We start from the raw sequence: 18,072 nt of genomic DNA, 5'->3' as shown, positions 1-18,072 counted from the left end.
GTGAAGAAGAGAAAATAGATTTTCAAAGTAAGCATGAAATGTTACTAGGATTCATTTATGTAAATATTTTTTTGATTTTATTTTGTTTGACTATTTTTCTTTTTTTTGAAGTTTTAAAAGTGAACTTAGATTTTGTGATTTTAATTGGTTCAACAGTCATGATATTTGCCTGTTATATTTGGAGATTATAAAAATAAACTAAACATTTGAGCGAGGGGTAAAAAGAAGATGAATTTTAAGAAGAAACGTCTAAATAAAGCACTTGAGGACAAGACTTATCGTGTGAAATTAGTACATTCGAACAAGGGTTGGTTAACTGTAGGTTTAACATTTATTACATTGTTCAGTGCTACTATGTTAAGTCAAAAAACTGTTGATGCATCTGCTGTAAACAACGTTGCAACAGCTAATTCAACAACAAGTAGCTATGTTCAACTTTATAACAGCGTTACAAGTAATGACATGCATAAAGCAAATCGTGGCCTTGAAAATGGTACTAAATGGAAGACTGCTAAGGCTGTTAAGGGTGTAGATGGTGAGACTTATCTACTCGTAGGCGGTAATGAATACGCTAATGCTAAGCAAATGGATTTAGCTGATGAAACATCAACACAAAATCTGACTGGCGTTGTTCGCGTAGGTGAAGGTAACGGCACATATGTAAGATTATATAGAAACCCTATGACTGAGGGAGCTCAACTAGTTTCTAACCGTGCATTAGCATCAAACACTGATTGGAAGACAGACCAAAAAGTTGTTGTAAATGGGGTTACATATTACCGTGTTGCTACTGATGAATGGGTAAAAGCTAACGATGCTAACTTAACTAGTGAATCATCAAGAAGTGAGAAGACATATACAAAGAATGCACCTGATGCTGAAACTACTGAACAAGAAGGTAATGGTTCAACTACTACACCAACTGACCCTGCTGATGAAACAGCTACTGTAACTACTAAGTTTGTTGATGAAAACAACAAGGAAATTGCTGACGCAGAAACTCAAACAGCCAAAGTTGGTTCTGATGTAACTGTTAATGCTAAGACTATTGAGGGTTATACTCTTACAAATGAAGCTACTCAAAAGCAAACTGTAAGTAAGGACGGCAACACAATTACCTTTACTTATAAAGCTAAAGAAACAACACCAACTGTTGAGAAATCAGATGTAACTGTAAACTATCTTGATTCAGAAGGTAACGTTCTAAAACCTGCTAAGACTGTTTCAGCTCAAGAAGTAGGTTCAACCGTAAGTGAAGATGCACCTGCTATTGAAGGATACACAGCCGATTCTGCAACTAAGACTCTAACTGTTGCTAAAGATAACAATTCAATCACATTCACATATACTAAGAATGCTACAACACCAGTTGACCCTGTCGTTACTAAAGCTAACGTAACTATTAAAGCAGTTGACGAGAATAACAAGGCTATTGAAGGGGTACAAGATACCGTACTAAAAGACCAAGAAGTTGGTAAAGATGTAGAAGTATCCGCACCAACAGTTGAAGGTTATACAGCTACTGAAGCTACTAAGACCGTTACTGTTTCTAAAAATGGTAATACAGTAACATTTAAATATACAAAAGATACACCAGTTATTTCAAAGGCAGATGTAACAATCAAGGCAGTTGACGAAAATGGCAAAGCTATTGAAGGGGTACAAGATACTGTACTTAAAGACCAAGAAGTTGGTAAAGATATAGAAGTATCTGCTCCATCAATTGAAGGTTATACAGCTACTGAAGCTACTAAGAATGTAAATGTAGCCAAAGAAGGTTCAACTGTAACATTCACATACACAAAGAATGCTGTTGCACCTAAGACAGCAACTATTACTATTAATTATCTTGACGCAGATGGTAATGTACTACAAACTGCTAAAACTGATACAGCTGATGTAGATTCAACTTATAAAGCTGATGCACCTGAAATCAAAGGTTATACCCTAGATGGTGATGCCAGTCAATCAATTACAGTAAAAGCTGATAGTAATGTAATCAACTTTAAGTACACTAAGAATGCACCAGTTGTTTCAAAGGCTAATGTAACAGTAAATTACTTAGATGCTGACGGCAATGTATTACAATCTGCTAAGACTTTAACTGACCAAGTTGTTGGTTCAACTGTAACCGAAACAGCACCAGCTATCAAAGGTTATACAGTAGACCAATCATCTAAATCATTGGAGGTTGTTAAGGATAATAATGTAATCAACTTTACATATACAGAAGATGCACCTGTACAAACAGTTGATACATTAGCTGTTGCAAATAAGGTTATCTCATTAGTAAATAATTACAGAACTGCTAACAGTTTATCAGAACTAAATGTTGATAGTAATTTAACCGCAGGAGCTTTAGCACGTTCCCTCACTGAAAAGGGACACGTTGACGCCAGTGGCGACATCAACTCCGCTAACCACGATGAGTTTATGGCTCAAACTCAAGCAAACTTGCAACAATACGGTTCAACTAATATGGCTGAAAACTTGGCCGTCACAAACGGTTCAACTGCCGATGAAGTAGCTCAAAACTTGTTTAATCAATGGAAGGAATCACCAGAACATAATGCTACTATGTTAGATAAAGGTATGACTGACATTGGTGTAGGTGTACAACAACTTGAAAATGGTATGTTTGTAGGTATTCAAGACTTTGGTGGAAAAGCCACGACAGCCAATTGGGATACAAGCAGATTTAATACCACAACGGCTGACACATTTGGTTTAACTACAGACCAAATTAAAGACCAATTTGTCAAGAATAGTGGTTATAACTTAGGTACTAACTACTATGTATCAGACCATATCTTTAAAACAAAGAATGATTATTTAAACTTTTTGAATGCAGGATTTGATAATCCAGACCCACTGGAAGGTTCAATTTGGGACTCAGTAGGTGCTAGTGGTAAAGCCACAGGTATGTTAGTCTATGATGGTAAGGGTAACGCTGTAGGTTGGGGTCTATGTTTGATGGAAATGGATGAACCAGTTTCAACATATACAGACCAAGGTTTAACAACATGGATTAAATAATCCAATAAATTACGTTAAGTAGATGATTATTAGAAGAAGGGTTGGCCGTAAGGTCAGCTCTTTTTGTGTATTACAAAAAGAATCTTTTTAACTTTATGAGATAGGATTCTGTGACATCACTTTCAGATTGAAATAATTGTAAATAGGGTGTAGTTAGTTATAATACAATCTGTAATAGTAGTAATTAGCAGTTATTATTTACAAAATAACTTAAAGATGTTATATTATATATGCAAGAGAGGTGGAACCCTACCTGCCTAATGGTCTTTGACTAATTAGGTTATCGAATAGAAGTGGGTATGATAAATTTAGTAATAAACCACCGCCATCGTATGATGGCTTTTTTTATGGGGATAACATGAGTAAAAAACAGCGATTTAGAATTGTGAGTATAGATGATGAATACATTGATTTTTTATATTCTATAGATAATCGTGTTATGCATCAAGGTAGAAAATATGGTTATCAAACTGACCGTAATTATATAGGTGGTTTAATTACTTTATCAATAAGAAATATTTTATTCCTCTTTCAGGATATAGTCCTGAAAAGGAAGCTATGTTATGTCGTCATGCTGAACCTGTATTTCCAATTTATGAGGATGTTGATAGACCGCCATTATCGTTTCTTAGGATGGCATATATGATTCCTGTTCCTGACCATATTTATCACTATGTTATCCCTGATGGAAAAGATAAGAAAACATGGTTAATGTATAATAAGATGAATTATATAAATAAGGTGGCAAATAAAGAATTGCTTATGACTAAAGTAAGTGATGTGTATACTCAATGGATGTCTGGAGATAATAAATTAAGACGAACGTGTGTTGATTTTACAAAAATGGAAGAAGCATATAATAATTGGCTAATGGAGCATAAGAAGTAGGATTAGGTCATTTAGACTTAATCTTTTTGTTTTAGGATTATCTGGTCGAGGTATGAAAATGTATTTGCTAATTTAGGTTTATCATTTGTATGATACCAAAGGTAACGTTGTAGGTTGGGCATTATACTCAGCTGATATGGATATGGGTATTGATGAAGCAACTGCTGATGGTTTAACAACATGGATTAAATAATCCAACAAATTAACGTTAAGTAGATGATTATTAGAAGAAGGGTTGGCCGTAAGGTCAGCTCTTTTTCTTTATAAAAGAATCTTATTTAATCTCTTTAAAAGAAGATACTTACAGACATAAATCTGCATATTAATTAAAGTATGCTATTAACAATTACTCATGTTGTATGTTGCTAAGTTGAGTATTCTCGTAAGTTCACAATCAGCATTGCTAATATTTAACTGAAGAGGCTTGATAGCTTTCGTGACAAGCATTACAAGAGCATTTAAGTGTAATTATACTCAGTTAAATGAAGAGCTTGAAGAAAGCTGAAGGTTCTCATTACGAATTAATTTATCAATCTTCAAACTAAGTTTCTCATTATTAGCGACAGTCCTAAGATTCAATCTCCAATAATTTTTTTTGCGAAATTGATAATAATCTTCAACATCTCATTACGAATGACGTTAATATATAGAAGATAAAAAGTTAGCTGTTAAACAAAAACAACTAATCAAAGCAAAAATAGATAGTTCAATCAGCGATAGTGTGACCTGTATGAATAATGTGATAGTCATACAAGAGAGATTCCAAGACTGATTGATACTATCAGGTAGTATGGATTACAAGACAAAGGGGCATCCTATTATGTGAGGGTGTCTTTTTATTTGTCTTGATTCATATACTTACAGGTTAAAGAGGATAGTTACAAACATAAATTGATGCGTTAATTGAGGAGTTTTAGTAAATCAATTTTAATTTAACATATGTGACTGACGACCAGTTTTATTATTGCAAGACAGTATAATATTTTGTCTTGATTAATATGTGTAAGGTATAAAAGAGGATAGTTACAGACATAAATTGATGTGTTAGTTAAGCAGTATTAGTAAACTAAATTTAAGTTAGTATGATAGCTGAGTTATCTCTTATGTAAAATGAATCCTTCAGCAGTTCATATCTTATCGAAGAAGCTTGATAGCTTACGTGACAAGCAATACAGAAGACTTTATGTATAATTATGTTGACCATTTGAAGAGCTCTTAAACTATCAAAATGGCTCATTACGAATTAATTTATCGATACATTATTCCGATTTTCATTTCTAGCAAGACTACTAAGATTAATTATCGAAAATAATTTTGGGAAATTGATAATAATTATCAATAATGTGATACAGAAGCTGTTAATATAAAGACATTGGAAGGTTGCTGTTAAACAAAAACAGTTAATCAAAGCAAAAAAAGATAGTTCAATCCAACTGTAGGATATCAATGTAAGTAGGATGGTTAAATGGATATGATTGAAGATTGATTAGCAGTATCAATAATATGCAAGACCAACAAGGGACATCTTATGACTAAGAGGGTGTCCTTTTACTTTGCTCATATTTTAATAAAAGAGGATGCTTACAGACATAAATATGTGTGTTAATCAAACTGCTATGACGAGCCATTCTTTACCATTGTTAGGTCGACTAAAGTATTACTGATAATTTACTGAAGTGTCTTGATAACTTACGTGACAAGCATTTCAAGAGTTATTACGTGTAATTATATGTGTAAAATTGAAGAGCTTGAAGAACGTCGAAGAAAGCTACTACGATGTCCACTCAAAATAACTTAACTTAAGTTGATTAGTATCAGTTATATAAGTAGCAAGAAGAGCGCGATAGCGCCATCAATCAGTCCTCCATATTAATTATTCATCGTTAGGGAAAATGGATAACATATCAGACACACTGCTTACGAATGACGGTATCATGTTGAAGACAATTGAAGGTTGTCGAATATTAGATATCGTAGGGGGTACAGTCGTATGTTATTAACGGAAGATGAAGATTTCAATCAAGAGAATATCGATTATAAAACTACTAAGTTACAAGATGATGAAAAAGAGATTGTCAAAGTTAAGGTTGATAGTGAGGAAGCTTTAAGACTAGTGATAGAACTTTTGCAACGTACAAAGTTATCTTTGAACTTTAAGAAAATTCAAGATTTTTTAAAGTCTGATGGCTATGATATTACCGAGGGTCAAATTTTGAATATTCAGAATAAGGTTAAAGCTAATAAAGTCGAAGAATTGAAAATTACCCATGATGAGAAAGGTCATATTTTACTTATGGCAGGGTCGGTTGGTGATGTTGTATACAAACAAGTTGTGTCTAATTTTGCTAAAATCATAAGTAGTGCTGTAAGAAATATTGATGAGTTAAATGATGATGACAAACAAAAAATCATTGATATTCTGACTGAATATACTGAAATATTAGTTAAGAGGTTGAAGACTGCGAAGCAGTCTTGATAATCGTTATTTAATCTAAAAAAGAGGATACCTACAGACATTTATTATTGATATACTTATATCGATAAATAATGATTGTAGGTGTCCTTTTTATGTCTCAAATTCCAGGTAAATATATAGATAAAATTAAATGTATGAGCTATCAAGACTTACTTGAAGATATCCCAAACTCTAGTATTGACGTGCTTTTGACTGACCCGCCGTATGATATAAAAATTGCAAATTGGGATAGTGGTTTTAATCTTGAAGATTGGTTAGATACCGTACTACCCAAGATTGCGATAGATGGGATAGTTATGATTTTCAATACTAAAGCTAATATTGATAGAATCATCAAACCCAAAATTGAGAATTTTTATGATAAAGACCATGATTTCACAGTGGTAGATACAATTGCTTGGGGTAAGACCAATCCCCGAAAAAATATTGATACTGTAAGACAATTCGAGTTTTTATTGATTGCATATAATAACTACAATACTAGTAAGAGTGATAGATATTACAGTGGTGATTTCGACCCATTATTTAGTAATGAAGAATGGGAAACTGCTAAAGAATTGAAGATATTTGCTCCCGATAAAGAGGACAAGGCAACTGTTAAAGAAGATAAAGATAAGGACGCTACTAAGAAGGATGATGAGCATCCTGACCCAAAACCAATTCGACTTTTAGTTAATCTTATTCGTAAGTACACTAGAATAGACGACATCATAATCGATAATTTTAGCGGTAGTGCATCAATTGCCGTTGCGTCTTACTATATGTCCAGACAATTTGTTGCGTGTGATATTGAACGTAAATACGTAGACCGAGGTAATAAGCGCTTAAGTAAGATTAAGAAGACTTTACCCAGGACATTATTTATAGAGGATATTTAGTATGAAGGTAGATAAATGTGGTGACATTAACTTAGATAATATAGATAAAATAACTGATTTTGGTTTTGATGACAACGTATATACGACTGATATTTATAACAATGAACTAATGAACAGTTTAAACGATGTTTTTGTCGTAGGGGATACAGAAGACAAATTTACGTGTGCTGTTAGAGCATTGCATAAATATGAACTAAATGAAGACTTAGATAGTAGAGAACAATTAATCATACAATTGTTTACTGAACAGCAGAGATTAAATATATTTGAATTCTTTGAGTTAAGAAAGAATATTTCTGATGATGTAGATGACGATAGTACTAAAAAATGGGTATATGATGACTCAATATTGTTTAGTGAGTTGGGTAATACAGCTGTTCAACTAAATGAATATTCTTCGGGAGAAACTCAACATGAGCTTAAAGAAGTAATCAAAGTTAATCTAGAAGACTTCAGCAAAGTGAGTGAAGATAACTTCACTATGCTAAATGACAAGACTGATGAGATTATTGATTCATTAATTAAGTCCAGTAATGAAGTGAATATGCGTAATATTCTTAAAGTATTTCAACAATATTTAAGCTTTTTGCATGTTAAATTGGAAGACGACATTGTTACTCATTATTGCAATTACAAAGGCTGGAAAATGATAGCCATTTTAAGGCAACAAGAGTCTTATAAGTTTAGAAAGGCTCTTGAAAATAGAGCTGTTAATTTGACGACTGATTATAAGATTTCTCGTTTCTACTATTCTAAGAATGTTATTGACCGAAATGTTTTCTATGATTCGCTGTTAGAAGACTTAAAGAAATATGAGCGTTACGTTATGAACTGTTATATCGATAAAAGTCCCCAGTATTATGAAGACTTGTTAAGTAGTTATTATGAAATAGTATTGACTGCTTTAACATTAAGAGATAATAGTATCGATAAATATATGTCTATGGTTAATAGTGGTTATTACAATAGCAAGACTAATGAAAAGTATTTGCGTAAGTCTATTAAGTGTGTTTATAACAAGAGAATTGAGGGGAATCTAAAGTTAGATAAACTAGATATTATATGTAAGAAACTACATATTACTACCGCGCGTGCACAAGAATATGATTTAAGATTTATGATGTTGCATACAGGATTATCGCAATGGATGAAGAGCAACTTAAAGTCTGATAATCAATCGAAGAAGAAGTCACTTTTAAAAGCCAAGTGGTGTCGTGAATCATATGAGAAGGGTAGATTAGCTTGGAAATATCATATTAAAGATAAGAAGACTTTCAAACAGATTGCTGATGAAAGTTTGGTGAATTTAAAGGACAGGGAGCTTATATCAAAAAAATATTACTTCTACATAAAAGAAGAGTTTGTTAAACGTGATTTAAGTGAAGAGCAATATAATGATTTTGCAGATGAAATGAGTATAACACTTAATCAATTTAATAAGCATGTTTTAAAATAATCTAGATGATAGCGTGAATGATAGTATATAAGTCAGTCTAGATGATATGAATGATATGTGTGAGTTCAAACAATTGATTACTACTAGAATAAATATGAAAGCGATTGATTATTTATTCTGTCAATGATAAGGTAAATGATAGTATTTTTACTGAAAATTGTAGATTTATAAGAATATCTTCATGCTAAAACGTTGTTATAATAGCATTTGTGCGTGATAAAAGAGGACAGACGCTCCAAAAGAGTTCCACCTCTTTTTTGATAATAGATAAAGACGTATAATACTTTTTATAAAGAGATAAAGGGGTTAGTTTGAATGGTTCAATCATTAAATACGAAGTCGGATTTGGTCATGGATGCAACTTCTCACTTAGGAATGACAGATTACGGTAAGATCATGGTCGGAGATAAGGGCTTCGAATTTTACGATGATCGGGATGCCAGTAACTATATCCAAATTCCTTGGACAGAAGTACGTTTGGTAATTGTTTCAGTTGTTTTTGGTGGTAAGTGGATTCCTCGCTTTGCCATCGAAACGAAGAAGAATGGAACATTCAGTTTTTCAGCCAAAGATCCTAAGAAAGCTTTGCGAGCCATCCGAGTTTATATCAAGCCGGATCACATCGTTAAGTCGTTAGGATTTTTCCAAGTTATCAAACGGGCTTTTACAAGAAATCCAAATAAGCAAGCTAAAAAGAAGAAAAAATAATTTAAAACTACGACAATATCCTACAAAATTGTCGTAGTTTTTTTATAATTTGACAATGAGGACAATTTAAGTGTTATTTTTGTCAATGTCGTCAAAAAGAGATTATTTTTAAGATGGTCATAGAATATACAGGGTGATTAAGATGGAACAGGAATTGAGCTTTGCCCGAAAAATCAACTTCGAACCATTATTGATCAGCATCTTTTTTGGAATCGTTGTTGCAGCCATTATTTACTCAATGGTTCCTCAATTACCATTAATTTGGATTGTTTGCGGTATATTAGCTTTTGCAATTGATAGTATGTTAATTTATCCAGTATGTTTGTCGGACTCTTATGGTTATTGGAAGCTCGATGACCAAGGAATTTACTACTATGACTACAGCGACTGGAAGAAAAAAATTCAAGCTATTTTTTTACCGTTTGCGAAAAAGCCGATTGAAGTGCCATATTCAGCTATCAGAGATTTTTCAATTATTGAAGGTAAATCCATCCTCAACAGTCAATATCCGCTAGGCGGGCCCTTAAAGGTTCCTCTATCTCGAAAGATCCATTATTTGGTAATTCAAACGGATCATAGTCAAATTAAATTGAATTGTGCTTGGAAATCAACTGGGATTCCGACGACTGATGATGATATCAAAAGATTAGTCGAAATCATTAAATCAAAGGTGTGAAATCAATTGAGGTAAGCTTTTAACTTACCTCTTTTCTATGTCTAGAATTGTAAATTCAAGGCCGAATTATATATATATTTAGAAAACTCTAACGAAATGATAGTTTTTCATTGTTTTATGACAAATGTCATACCTAATTCGTGACATCGCACACTTACTGATATGACGTGATAATCTTATGCTATATCCATAATAAATTTTAAGTTTATGAGGAGAATCCTATGGATAACGTTATTGATGTTAGAGACGTGAATAAGTCATTTGGGAAGAAAATAATTTTAAATCAGATTACCTTTTCAGTTCCAAAGGGGCAAATAATTGGATTGTTAGGTGAAAATGGGGCTGGCAAAACTACGTTGATTAATATCATGCTTGGACTGATCAAAGTGAATTCCGGTTCTATCTCAATCTTGGATAAAAGGAATACCTCAGCTAAAGCTTTTATGGGTGTGATGATGCAAAAAGATATTGCTTTAAAAAGGATAAAGGTCAAAGAAATTATTCAGTTATCACAAAGTTATTATCAACAGCACCTCTCATATCAAGAGATAATTACGTTGGCTCAATTATCTGACCAGGAAAATTTGTTTCTGAAACAATTATCCGGTGGTCAAATGAGACGTTTATCATTTGCGCTCGCAATGGTTGGCAATCCACAAATTTTATTTTTAGATGAACCAACTAACGGAATGGATCCAAGCAGTCGCAAAAGATTTTGGGAAGAAATTTTGAAGCTAAAGATGTCTGGAAAAACTATTTTTGTGACCAGTCATCACTTGGATGAATTAGAAAATGTCGCGGATCGTTTCTTAATTTTACGAGACCATCAAATTATCTTCGATGGTGATTTAATGCAACTTCGTCATAACACTGGAAATGCACAAATAGATTTTGATAGCGAGATTGATCCAACAATCATCACTAAACTTGTTGGAGCTGATCCGATTCGACATTTAGGAAATCACTTCATGATCGTAACCAATGATACTAATCGGATTCTCTCCGCTTTAAATCCGCTCTTGGCCGATATTAATAACATCAAGATTTCACAAAATTCATTGGAGAGTATCTTCATCGATCTCAACCAAAGGAGAAAATAATATGTCAGAATTTATCTATCAAACTAAACTTAACTTTACCAGAATCGTATTGCGTAATCTGAATTTTTTCTTTTTTGATTTAATGTTGCCGGTAGTATTTTATTTGCTTTATACCAAAGTATTATCGTCAGGTGTTCCCAATGACACACTTAAACAATGGAACGTTGCCTATCTGGTTAGTATGATGGTTTTTAGTTCCTTACTCGGATCAGTCATCACTGTTGCCAATACTTTACTGGAAGAACACACTAGCCACTTTGATCTTTTCGTTGATATTACACCAGAATCCAAAGTTAAATATTATGGTTCATTGATTGTTGTTTTTTTAACATTAAACTTAATTTCACTGCTATCTATCGGTGCTATTGGTGTGTTCGTTAACCACATCTCACTTGCTCTTCCAAAAATGATACTAGTTATTCTTACATGTTTAGCCGGATCCTTCGTTCTTATTTTCATTGGTATTGCCATTTCACTATTTAAGAATCCTAGTTCAGTCAATCTGGTTACGAGTTTAACAGTTTTTCCAATGGCAATGTTAAGTGGCTTGTGGTGGCCACTCCAAACACTGCCAAACTGGCTACAAACAATTGGTAAAATGATGCCAACTTACTCAATTTCTGCCATTTCAAACGATATAATCTCAGGTAATAATTTTCAGTTCAGTAATTTATTTAATTTTGTCATTTGGTTAGTTATACTTATTCTTGTTATTGTAGTTGGATCAAGATTGATGGCCACTAAGGAGCTCGAAACTGAATGAAAAATTTCTTAAAAAAACAATTCTTGTTTGATAAGGCATACGGATCGTTGCCTTATTTTTGGACTATTGCCTTGGCATTTTTTTCCGTTCAAATAGTCGGCTCCGTTAAAGGAACTTATCCACGTATCGGAATTACTGTTCTATTGCTAATTTACGCCAAGTTTTATCACGATTCGTATGAATTACCAACTGCTCGTTTCTTTAAATTGGTAATTCAGTTGGTTATCAGTTTAATAGTTGCGGCATTCTCCAATTATGGAACACTGTATGTTTTTACGGCCTGGCAAATTGGTTCAATGAACCTCAACAAAAAAACTTTTTATCGGTATACTGCTCTATACTTACTTGTCGCAATATTTGGAATTACCATGTCTGAAATGTATGATCCTAATCAAACATTTTATTCCCTTTCAATCGCCTTATTTTTTGCAATTGGATCCCCCTTTGCAGCTTATTCATTAAGACAAACTTATCGTCGTCGTTCGCAATTAAGTCAGAGTAATGAACGTCTTGAATCATTGATTCGCCAGTCAGAACGTGGACGGATCGCCAAGGACCTGCATGATAATTTAGGCCAGTCGTTTTCACTGATCACCTTAAAAGCAGAGCTGGCTGAAAAACTCATGTCAAAGGATCAAGAAAAGGCAGCAAAAGAACTCCAAGACATTGCTCAAACTTCGCGCGATAATCTCAGTTTAGTTCGTGAAATTGTCACCAACTTGAACAAAAAAACTATCGCCGAGGCCATGATTATAGAAGAAAAGAATCTCCAAACTGCTAAAATTTTTCTTTCGACGACCAATGAAAATGATTCAGTCAATTGGCCCGATAACGTTCAAAATGTCTTGTCTGCAGTCATAAAAGAAGCTGTGACTAATATCATTCGTCATAGCAAAGCTAATCAAGTTAACTTAATTTTTTCATCAGATAATCAAGCCTTTAAGCTAACAATTAAGGATAATGGCATAGGCATTAAAAATAAACGAAATAATAGCTTCGGCATGACTGGCATGCAGCAACGAATCAATTCCTTAAACGGTATAATGGAAGTATTTTCTGATCACGGAACAATAATCGATATCTCAATCCCGAAGGAAGTAAAAAATGACTAGTATTTATTTAGCTGAAGATCAAGAAATGTTGAATACCGCTTTGGCGACCCTGTTAGGCTTAGAGGATGACTTGGAAGTCGTCGGCTCTGCCACTGATGGAATGACTGCTTTTAATGAAATTATTAAATTACAACCTGAAGTAGCAATACTTGATATTGAAATGCCTGAATTGACTGGATTAGAAATTGCCAAGCAGCTGAGATTATTGAAACAACCAATCAAAATTATTATCTTGACGACTTTTGCTCAAGAAAGTTACTTTGAGCAAGCTGTTAGGTATGATGTAAATGCTTACCTATTAAAGGACAATCCAACTGATCAATTGATTGAAACTATTCATGCTGTCTTAACTGGGAAGACAATTTTTTCACCCGAACTAGTCAAAACTGTTATCAATTCCGAAAAAAATCCACTGACTCCACGGGAAATTGATATCCTAAAACTTATTAACACCGGTGCAAGTACCAAAGATATCGCCAAATTGGCCTTCTTATCCGAAGGGACCGTTCGAAACTATATCTCTTCTATCTTGAGCAAAACCGGTTGCAAGTCTCGGATAGAAGCACTCAATATTTCTAAAAATAACAAATGGATTTGATCATCCAATTAAAAAAGAGCCGATAAATGTTAGGAAAAACTGATATTTATCGACTCTTTTGTTTTAAATAAACTTATACTTGAGCGGTATCTTTTTGGAGCTGATTGTAATACTTCCTCCGACTTTCCATAATTCTGATTACCGTTTCCAAACCATTACCTGCAAAGTACCCTCTACAGACAGCGGGGTTGACAGTCAATTCATTTACATCCATGACTGTTATTTTCTCCTCGACATACGCCTCATTGTATTCCTCAGTTGAATTGTAAATTCAAGGCACAAAAAAAGCCCACAAAATGGGCTTGAACAAATTAATGTGAAATACTATTTGAAGGGTAAGCCATGAAAAAACATGATCATTTTTTTCTTAACTGGGCTTTGTATCTCAACAAGTAGATATTAGTTTATCGAACGCGTTTCATGTCAAGGTAAATAATAATATAATATAAATAAATATTATTCTAGGAGGATATATGAAATTTTTCCGAAATGATCTGACCAAAATAGTTGTCGCCAGTTTGATTTTTCCAGCGGTGCTCTTCCTTTTCCCACTTGTCATACACGTCCATAAAGCATCAGCCACCAGTCTCTGGCAAGCGGCGGCAGATTTGGTGATCTTTTTAATCGCTTTGGGATTAAATTATTTTTATTTTAAACAGAGAGTCTCTTGGTTCAATGATCGAAATTTGTTTGAGCAGTTGATGACAGCAATGCCGGCAATTATTATCATTGGTTTACTCGACTATCCAGTGTTATTTGAAGCTGACTTTCAAGTTAAAATAAGAGCCATCGTCATCTGCTTACTAGTAGGGCTTGCAGAAGAATATGTTTTTCGGGGGTTATTGATAGCTTTATTCTTAAAATTGACTCAGAATCGAGCCTTTTTGACAGTTGTTGTCAGCAGTTTAATTTTTGGCTTGATTCATGTGACGAACTTGAAGGCTTTACCGATTGGCTATGTTTCAGTGCAAGTGATTTTTGCAGCGGCAATAGGTATTCTCTTCGGCACGATCTATTTAAAGACTAAAAACCTCACTTTGGTCATTGTTTTACATGCATTGCGTGATATGTTTCCAATGTTTTCCAATAAACTAATGGGACAAATGGGGCAAACACAATTCTCGATGGCCATTTTATACATTATGGTAATTTTTTTACTAATAACTTTAGTAATTGCCAGATCTCAATTAAAGAACTTTGTGGTTAAAAAATGATCTTTCTAATTAAAGTTAAAGTCTGTGACATAATTACTAATTTCTACAATCACGTGACAAAATAATATCTCTGTTCTTAGCGTCAAAAAGAACCTGATTCAAAAATTCGAATCAGGTCCTTTTTTGGCACATTTTTCTAATTTAGTCTAACTTGAGAGGTTGAGTTGTGTCGAGCAAACCTTGGGTTTGGATGTTTTTAAAGTACATTGTAACTTCAGAAGTTGTATTGTTAACTTTAACTAGCAAGGCTCCGTCGAAACTCTTGCCCGGTTGGACTTGAGTTGAGTTGCTGCTATTAATAATACTAGCGTTATCGCCACTAGTACCAGTCGCAGACAGTTGTTTGCCATCTTGTTTCAAGATGATCGCTGTATTTTGAACTTGCTGAGGTATCTCAGCGGTAGAGGTCTTGTTTGTATAATTGTATTTCACTAAGAGTGCTGCGTCACCATTTGTATCCTTGATCAATTTAACTTCATTTGAGATCTTGAAGGTATACCAATCAATGTCATAAGTTAAGTCATTGTAGGAACCTGGATTAGTAAATGTTTTGGCGGCAGGTTTTTGTTCCGTATCTTTTTGAACCTTTTGAGCTGGCTGTTCTTTGGTAGTTTCCTTTTTAGCGGCAGTTTTTTTGGTAGCTTTTTTTGTAGTCTTTTTTGGTTTTACAGCCTCAGTTTTGTGTGATGGCTGAGTTGAGGTAGTCTGCTCTGAAGAACTGACTTTCCAAAAAACAAATATACCAATTAAAATAATTATGATTAAAATGGTCGGAATAATGAACGATTTTTTCTTGTAAAAAGGTAATCTTTTTCTACGTAATGCCATCCGACTCATGCGACTTTGCAGTGCGTTATTTTGTCTTTTCATAACGTTACTCCCCTATGAGTATTTCGTTATGACCATAATATCATATTAAGTTCGACGGAATTAATTTACTAAAAAATGCTTAGTCTTTCTTAAAAAAAAGTATTTTAAAAATTATGTTGAACTGATCTTTGAAAAGTGGTATAAATATCTGGTCGAAGTTAATGAGATAGTTATTATGCATAGAAGGGGGTCACAATGATGTTGTTTTTTGGTAATCATGGCGATTACGAAGTTACTTGTAATTTCTGGAGCAAGGAAGGCCAAACAATTGCTAAGAAGCGCATTTGTCACAACGTTTCTAAGAAAGAAGCTCGTGACGGTATGAGAGACTATATTACAAATAGATTCTCTGATATCATTGATGTAGCTCATCCCATTAAAGTTGTTGCTAAGCAAACAACTAAATAGAAGGATATATAAGGGTCAAAAAGATGGAACTTAAAAAAGCTCCATCTTTTTTTATTTTTCAGTAAAGATTGGTATGATAGTCCTTGAGGAGGTGGTGTTATGGAACGTGAAAAAGTTACTGGTAGACGTTTCTTCTATATCACCATACTGAATGTCTTGATTACCATTATTGAATTTATTGGTGGGTTTTTCTCAGGTAGTCTGGGATTGATCTCCGATGCTTTTCATAATTTAGAAGATTCACTTTCAATCATAATTTCTTATGTGGCCAATGTAATTGGTCGACGTAAAAATAATACTAAGAAAACCTTTGGATACAAACGGGCTGAGATATTGGCAGCTTTCGTTAATTCAATCGTTTTAGTCGTCATTACTTTGATGATGGTAGTGGAATCATTTCGGCGCTTGTCTCAGCCCCAGCATATCAATGGTGGACTGATGATGATCGTGTCTTTGGTCGGATTAGTAGCTAACTTTGTTTCCATGTTATTGTTGATGACAGGTTCAAAACACAACTTAAATATCAAAGCGACCTTTCTACATATGATGACCGATGCCTTGTCATCAGTTGGCGTTTTTGTGGCCTCAATCTTTGTGATTCTCTTCAATTGGAATTGGATCGATCCACTAATTACAATTGTTATTGCCATTTGGCTTTTAAAAGAGGCTTACACGGTCGTTTCTGAAACAGTTAATATCTTGATGGAAGCCAGCCCAAAAATCGATCTGGACGCCGTACAGGCTGAAATCCTAACTATTCCCGAAATTGTCAAAGTTCATCACGTCCATGTTTGGATGATCGATGAAAACCATATCATGTTGGATGCTCATATTAACGTCAAAAGTAATTGTAATATGATCGAGTTAGATGGCTTGTATGATCAAGCTGATAAATTGTTGAAAGATAAATTCAATATTAGTCATGTCACCCTACAGGCAGAGTGTTCTCGAGGTTTGGATAATTCACTGATAGATTAATATGACACTGCAATTGTGCTAAGATTAATAGGTAAGTCTTTATGAAAGTTGGGAATGTTGTAAGATGGTAAAACTTGTCATGGTCAGACATGGGGAAAGTATTGCTAATGCTTTGAATCAATATACAGGCTGGAACGACGTGGGTTTAACTCAGCAAGGAGTAGTACAAGCCCATTTGGCCGCCGAAAAATTAAAAGGTTTCTATTTTGATCATGTCCATACGTCAGTATTGAAACGAGCTATTATCACAGCTTATATAATTCAAGATGATCTGCATTTAAATTATTTGCCAGTCACCAAAACTTGGCGTTTGAATGAACGTCATTACGGAGCATTGCGGGGACAAAATAAAGATGCAACTAGACGTGAATTTGGAGCGGAACAAGTTCATCAATGGCGGCGAAGCTTCTATTCAGTCCCACCTAAGTTGCCTCAAGCCGATGGCAATATTGGCCCTTACAAGTATTTTGATGCCGATATCATGCCACTTGCTGAAAGTCTCTATCAAGCATATCAAAGAATTGTTCCATATTATGTTGATCACGTGGCACCAGGTTTGCTGGATGGCAAGAATCAATTGATCGTAGCTCATGGCAGCACTATCCGTGCTTTGATCAAGTACATCGAAGGAATCAGTGATAAAGACATCGATGGCGTTGAAGTAGCTAATGGCAAACCAATTATTTATGAGTTCGATCAGAAACTTCAAATAGTTAATAGTAATCGCGGAAAAAAATAAATAATTTTGTAAGAAAATGAAAGTAACGTTCAGATTAAGGAAAATTTTGAATGCACTTTCATTTTTTTTCGTTTTTTGAAAGAAAATGCTTCCATTTTATTCAGAATGAGTTAAACTATTAAAATGGTCTAGATAAGCGACGACATTTTCATGCCAAAAATGCTTATTTAGA

General features: G+C 34.0%; 18 protein-coding genes. 16 read left to right on the top strand and 2 right to left on the bottom strand.

Annotated elements, in window-relative coordinates; all coding sequences use genetic code 11:
- The 12 genes from ACYT32_RS09615 to ACYT32_RS09560 form a co-directional block, all read left to right on the top strand.
- On the top strand, positions 1-191 hold a 191-nt coding region (locus ACYT32_RS09615; protein ID WP_395265768.1), incomplete at its 5' end, for a hypothetical protein.
- A 37-nt stretch (positions 192-228) separates the two neighbouring features.
- On the top strand, positions 229-3,036 hold the full coding sequence (locus ACYT32_RS09610; RefSeq protein ID WP_395265769.1) for a MucBP domain-containing protein: 2,808 nt from the start codon (positions 229-231) through the stop codon (positions 3,034-3,036).
- A 504-nt stretch (positions 3,037-3,540) separates the two neighbouring features.
- Positions 3,541-3,924, top strand: coding sequence for a type III toxin-antitoxin system ToxN/AbiQ family toxin (locus ACYT32_RS09605; protein ID WP_395265901.1), 384 nt, complete (start codon positions 3,541-3,543; stop codon positions 3,922-3,924).
- A gap of 1,990 nt (positions 3,925-5,914) precedes the next feature.
- The gene (locus ACYT32_RS09600) at positions 5,915-6,400 is read left to right on the top strand and encodes a hypothetical protein (protein ID WP_395265772.1); all 486 of its coding nucleotides are present in this window, start codon (positions 5,915-5,917) and stop codon (positions 6,398-6,400) included.
- Positions 6,401-6,492: 92 nt separating this feature from the next.
- The gene (locus tag ACYT32_RS09595) at positions 6,493-7,278 is read left to right on the top strand and encodes a DNA methyltransferase (protein WP_395265773.1); all 786 of its coding nucleotides are present in this window, start codon (positions 6,493-6,495) and stop codon (positions 7,276-7,278) included.
- 1 nt (position 7,279) lies between these two features.
- Positions 7,280-8,734: a hypothetical protein gene (locus ACYT32_RS09590; protein ID WP_395265774.1), complete on the top strand. Its 1,455-nt coding sequence runs from the start codon at positions 7,280-7,282 to the stop codon at positions 8,732-8,734.
- 315 nt (positions 8,735-9,049) lie between these two features.
- Positions 9,050-9,442, top strand: a complete 393-nt coding sequence (locus tag ACYT32_RS09585) for a DUF956 family protein (protein ID WP_395265775.1) — start codon at positions 9,050-9,052, stop codon at positions 9,440-9,442.
- Between the two features lie 142 nt (positions 9,443-9,584).
- Complete coding sequence (locus tag ACYT32_RS09580; RefSeq protein ID WP_395265776.1) at positions 9,585-10,118, top strand: hypothetical protein; 534 nt, start codon at positions 9,585-9,587, stop codon at positions 10,116-10,118.
- A 221-nt stretch (positions 10,119-10,339) separates the two neighbouring features.
- Positions 10,340-11,218: an ABC transporter ATP-binding protein gene (locus ACYT32_RS09575; RefSeq protein WP_395265777.1), complete on the top strand. Its 879-nt coding sequence runs from the start codon at positions 10,340-10,342 to the stop codon at positions 11,216-11,218.
- A gap of 1 nt (position 11,219) precedes the next feature.
- Entirely contained in the window at positions 11,220-11,981 is a 762-nt protein-coding gene (locus ACYT32_RS09570) for an ABC transporter permease (RefSeq protein ID WP_395265778.1), read from the top strand.
- On the top strand, positions 11,978-13,093 hold the full coding sequence (locus ACYT32_RS09565) for a sensor histidine kinase (RefSeq protein ID WP_395265779.1): 1,116 nt from the start codon (positions 11,978-11,980) through the stop codon (positions 13,091-13,093). The genes ACYT32_RS09570 and ACYT32_RS09565 overlap by 4 nt, the downstream gene beginning before the upstream one ends.
- A complete protein-coding gene (locus tag ACYT32_RS09560; RefSeq protein ID WP_395265780.1) occupies positions 13,086-13,691 on the top strand; it encodes a response regulator transcription factor in 606 nt (201 codons plus the stop codon). Before ACYT32_RS09565 ends, ACYT32_RS09560 begins: the two co-directional genes overlap by 8 nt.
- A 73-nt stretch (positions 13,692-13,764) precedes the next feature.
- Here the strand turns inward: ACYT32_RS09560 and ACYT32_RS09555 are convergent, their stop codons facing one another.
- Entirely contained in the window at positions 13,765-13,905 is a 141-nt protein-coding gene (locus ACYT32_RS09555; protein ID WP_395265781.1) for a hypothetical protein, read from the bottom strand.
- 259 nt (positions 13,906-14,164) lie between these two features.
- Between ACYT32_RS09555 and ACYT32_RS09550 the strand changes: the two genes are divergently transcribed.
- On the top strand, positions 14,165-14,905 hold the full coding sequence (locus ACYT32_RS09550; protein ID WP_395265782.1) for a CPBP family intramembrane glutamic endopeptidase: 741 nt from the start codon (positions 14,165-14,167) through the stop codon (positions 14,903-14,905).
- Between the two features lie 141 nt (positions 14,906-15,046).
- Here ACYT32_RS09550 and ACYT32_RS09545 read toward each other — a convergent pair whose 3' ends face one another.
- Complete coding sequence (locus ACYT32_RS09545) at positions 15,047-15,775, bottom strand: DUF5067 domain-containing protein (protein ID WP_395265783.1); 729 nt, start codon at positions 15,773-15,775, stop codon at positions 15,047-15,049.
- Between the two features lie 195 nt (positions 15,776-15,970).
- On the opposite strand from ACYT32_RS09545, the gene ACYT32_RS09540 reads away from it, so the two are divergent.
- The 3 genes from ACYT32_RS09540 (at position 15,971) to ACYT32_RS09530 (ending at position 17,900) form a co-directional block, all read left to right on the top strand.
- Complete coding sequence (locus ACYT32_RS09540; RefSeq protein WP_395265784.1) at positions 15,971-16,183, top strand: hypothetical protein; 213 nt, start codon at positions 15,971-15,973, stop codon at positions 16,181-16,183.
- Between the two features lie 99 nt (positions 16,184-16,282).
- Positions 16,283-17,161, top strand: coding sequence for a cation diffusion facilitator family transporter (locus ACYT32_RS09535; protein WP_395265785.1), 879 nt, complete (start codon positions 16,283-16,285; stop codon positions 17,159-17,161).
- A 64-nt stretch (positions 17,162-17,225) separates the two neighbouring features.
- Complete coding sequence (locus ACYT32_RS09530) at positions 17,226-17,900, top strand: 2,3-bisphosphoglycerate-dependent phosphoglycerate mutase (RefSeq protein WP_395265786.1); 675 nt, start codon at positions 17,226-17,228, stop codon at positions 17,898-17,900.
- Positions 17,901-18,072: the final 172 nt, after the last annotated feature.

This window comes from Companilactobacillus sp. FL22-3, assembly GCF_054881455.1.
The sequence above is the reverse complement of the archived record's forward strand: the minus strand, read 5'-3'. Positions and strand labels throughout refer to the sequence as shown.

Excerpts from the sequence above, each read along its gene's own strand:
- ACYT32_RS09575 (WP_395265777.1), top strand. The coding sequence starts at position 10,340 with ATGGATAACGTTATTGATGTTAGAGACGTGAATAAGTCATTTGGGAAG.
- ACYT32_RS09570 (WP_395265778.1), top strand. The coding sequence starts at position 11,220 with ATGTCAGAATTTATCTATCAAACTAAACTTAACTTTACCAGAATCGTA.
- ACYT32_RS09610 (WP_395265769.1), top strand. The coding sequence starts at position 229 with ATGAATTTTAAGAAGAAACGTCTAAATAAAGCACTTGAGGACAAGACT.
- ACYT32_RS09580 (WP_395265776.1), top strand. The coding sequence starts at position 9,585 with ATGGAACAGGAATTGAGCTTTGCCCGAAAAATCAACTTCGAACCATTA.
- ACYT32_RS09555 (WP_395265781.1), bottom strand. The coding sequence starts at position 13,905 with ATGGATGTAAATGAATTGACTGTCAACCCCGCTGTCTGTAGAGGGTAC.
- ACYT32_RS09585 (WP_395265775.1), top strand. The coding sequence starts at position 9,050 with ATGGTTCAATCATTAAATACGAAGTCGGATTTGGTCATGGATGCAACT.
- ACYT32_RS09565 (WP_395265779.1), top strand. The coding sequence starts at position 11,978 with ATGAAAAATTTCTTAAAAAAACAATTCTTGTTTGATAAGGCATACGGA.
- ACYT32_RS09595 (WP_395265773.1), top strand. The coding sequence starts at position 6,493 with ATGTCTCAAATTCCAGGTAAATATATAGATAAAATTAAATGTATGAGC.
- ACYT32_RS09540 (WP_395265784.1), top strand. The coding sequence starts at position 15,971 with ATGATGTTGTTTTTTGGTAATCATGGCGATTACGAAGTTACTTGTAAT.
- ACYT32_RS09530 (WP_395265786.1), top strand. The coding sequence starts at position 17,226 with ATGGTAAAACTTGTCATGGTCAGACATGGGGAAAGTATTGCTAATGCT.
- ACYT32_RS09550 (WP_395265782.1), top strand. The coding sequence starts at position 14,165 with ATGAAATTTTTCCGAAATGATCTGACCAAAATAGTTGTCGCCAGTTTG.
- ACYT32_RS09535 (WP_395265785.1), top strand. The coding sequence starts at position 16,283 with ATGGAACGTGAAAAAGTTACTGGTAGACGTTTCTTCTATATCACCATA.
- ACYT32_RS09590 (WP_395265774.1), top strand. The coding sequence starts at position 7,280 with ATGAAGGTAGATAAATGTGGTGACATTAACTTAGATAATATAGATAAA.
- ACYT32_RS09545 (WP_395265783.1), bottom strand. The coding sequence starts at position 15,775 with ATGAAAAGACAAAATAACGCACTGCAAAGTCGCATGAGTCGGATGGCA.
- ACYT32_RS09560 (WP_395265780.1), top strand. The coding sequence starts at position 13,086 with ATGACTAGTATTTATTTAGCTGAAGATCAAGAAATGTTGAATACCGCT.
- ACYT32_RS09600 (WP_395265772.1), top strand. The coding sequence starts at position 5,915 with ATGTTATTAACGGAAGATGAAGATTTCAATCAAGAGAATATCGATTAT.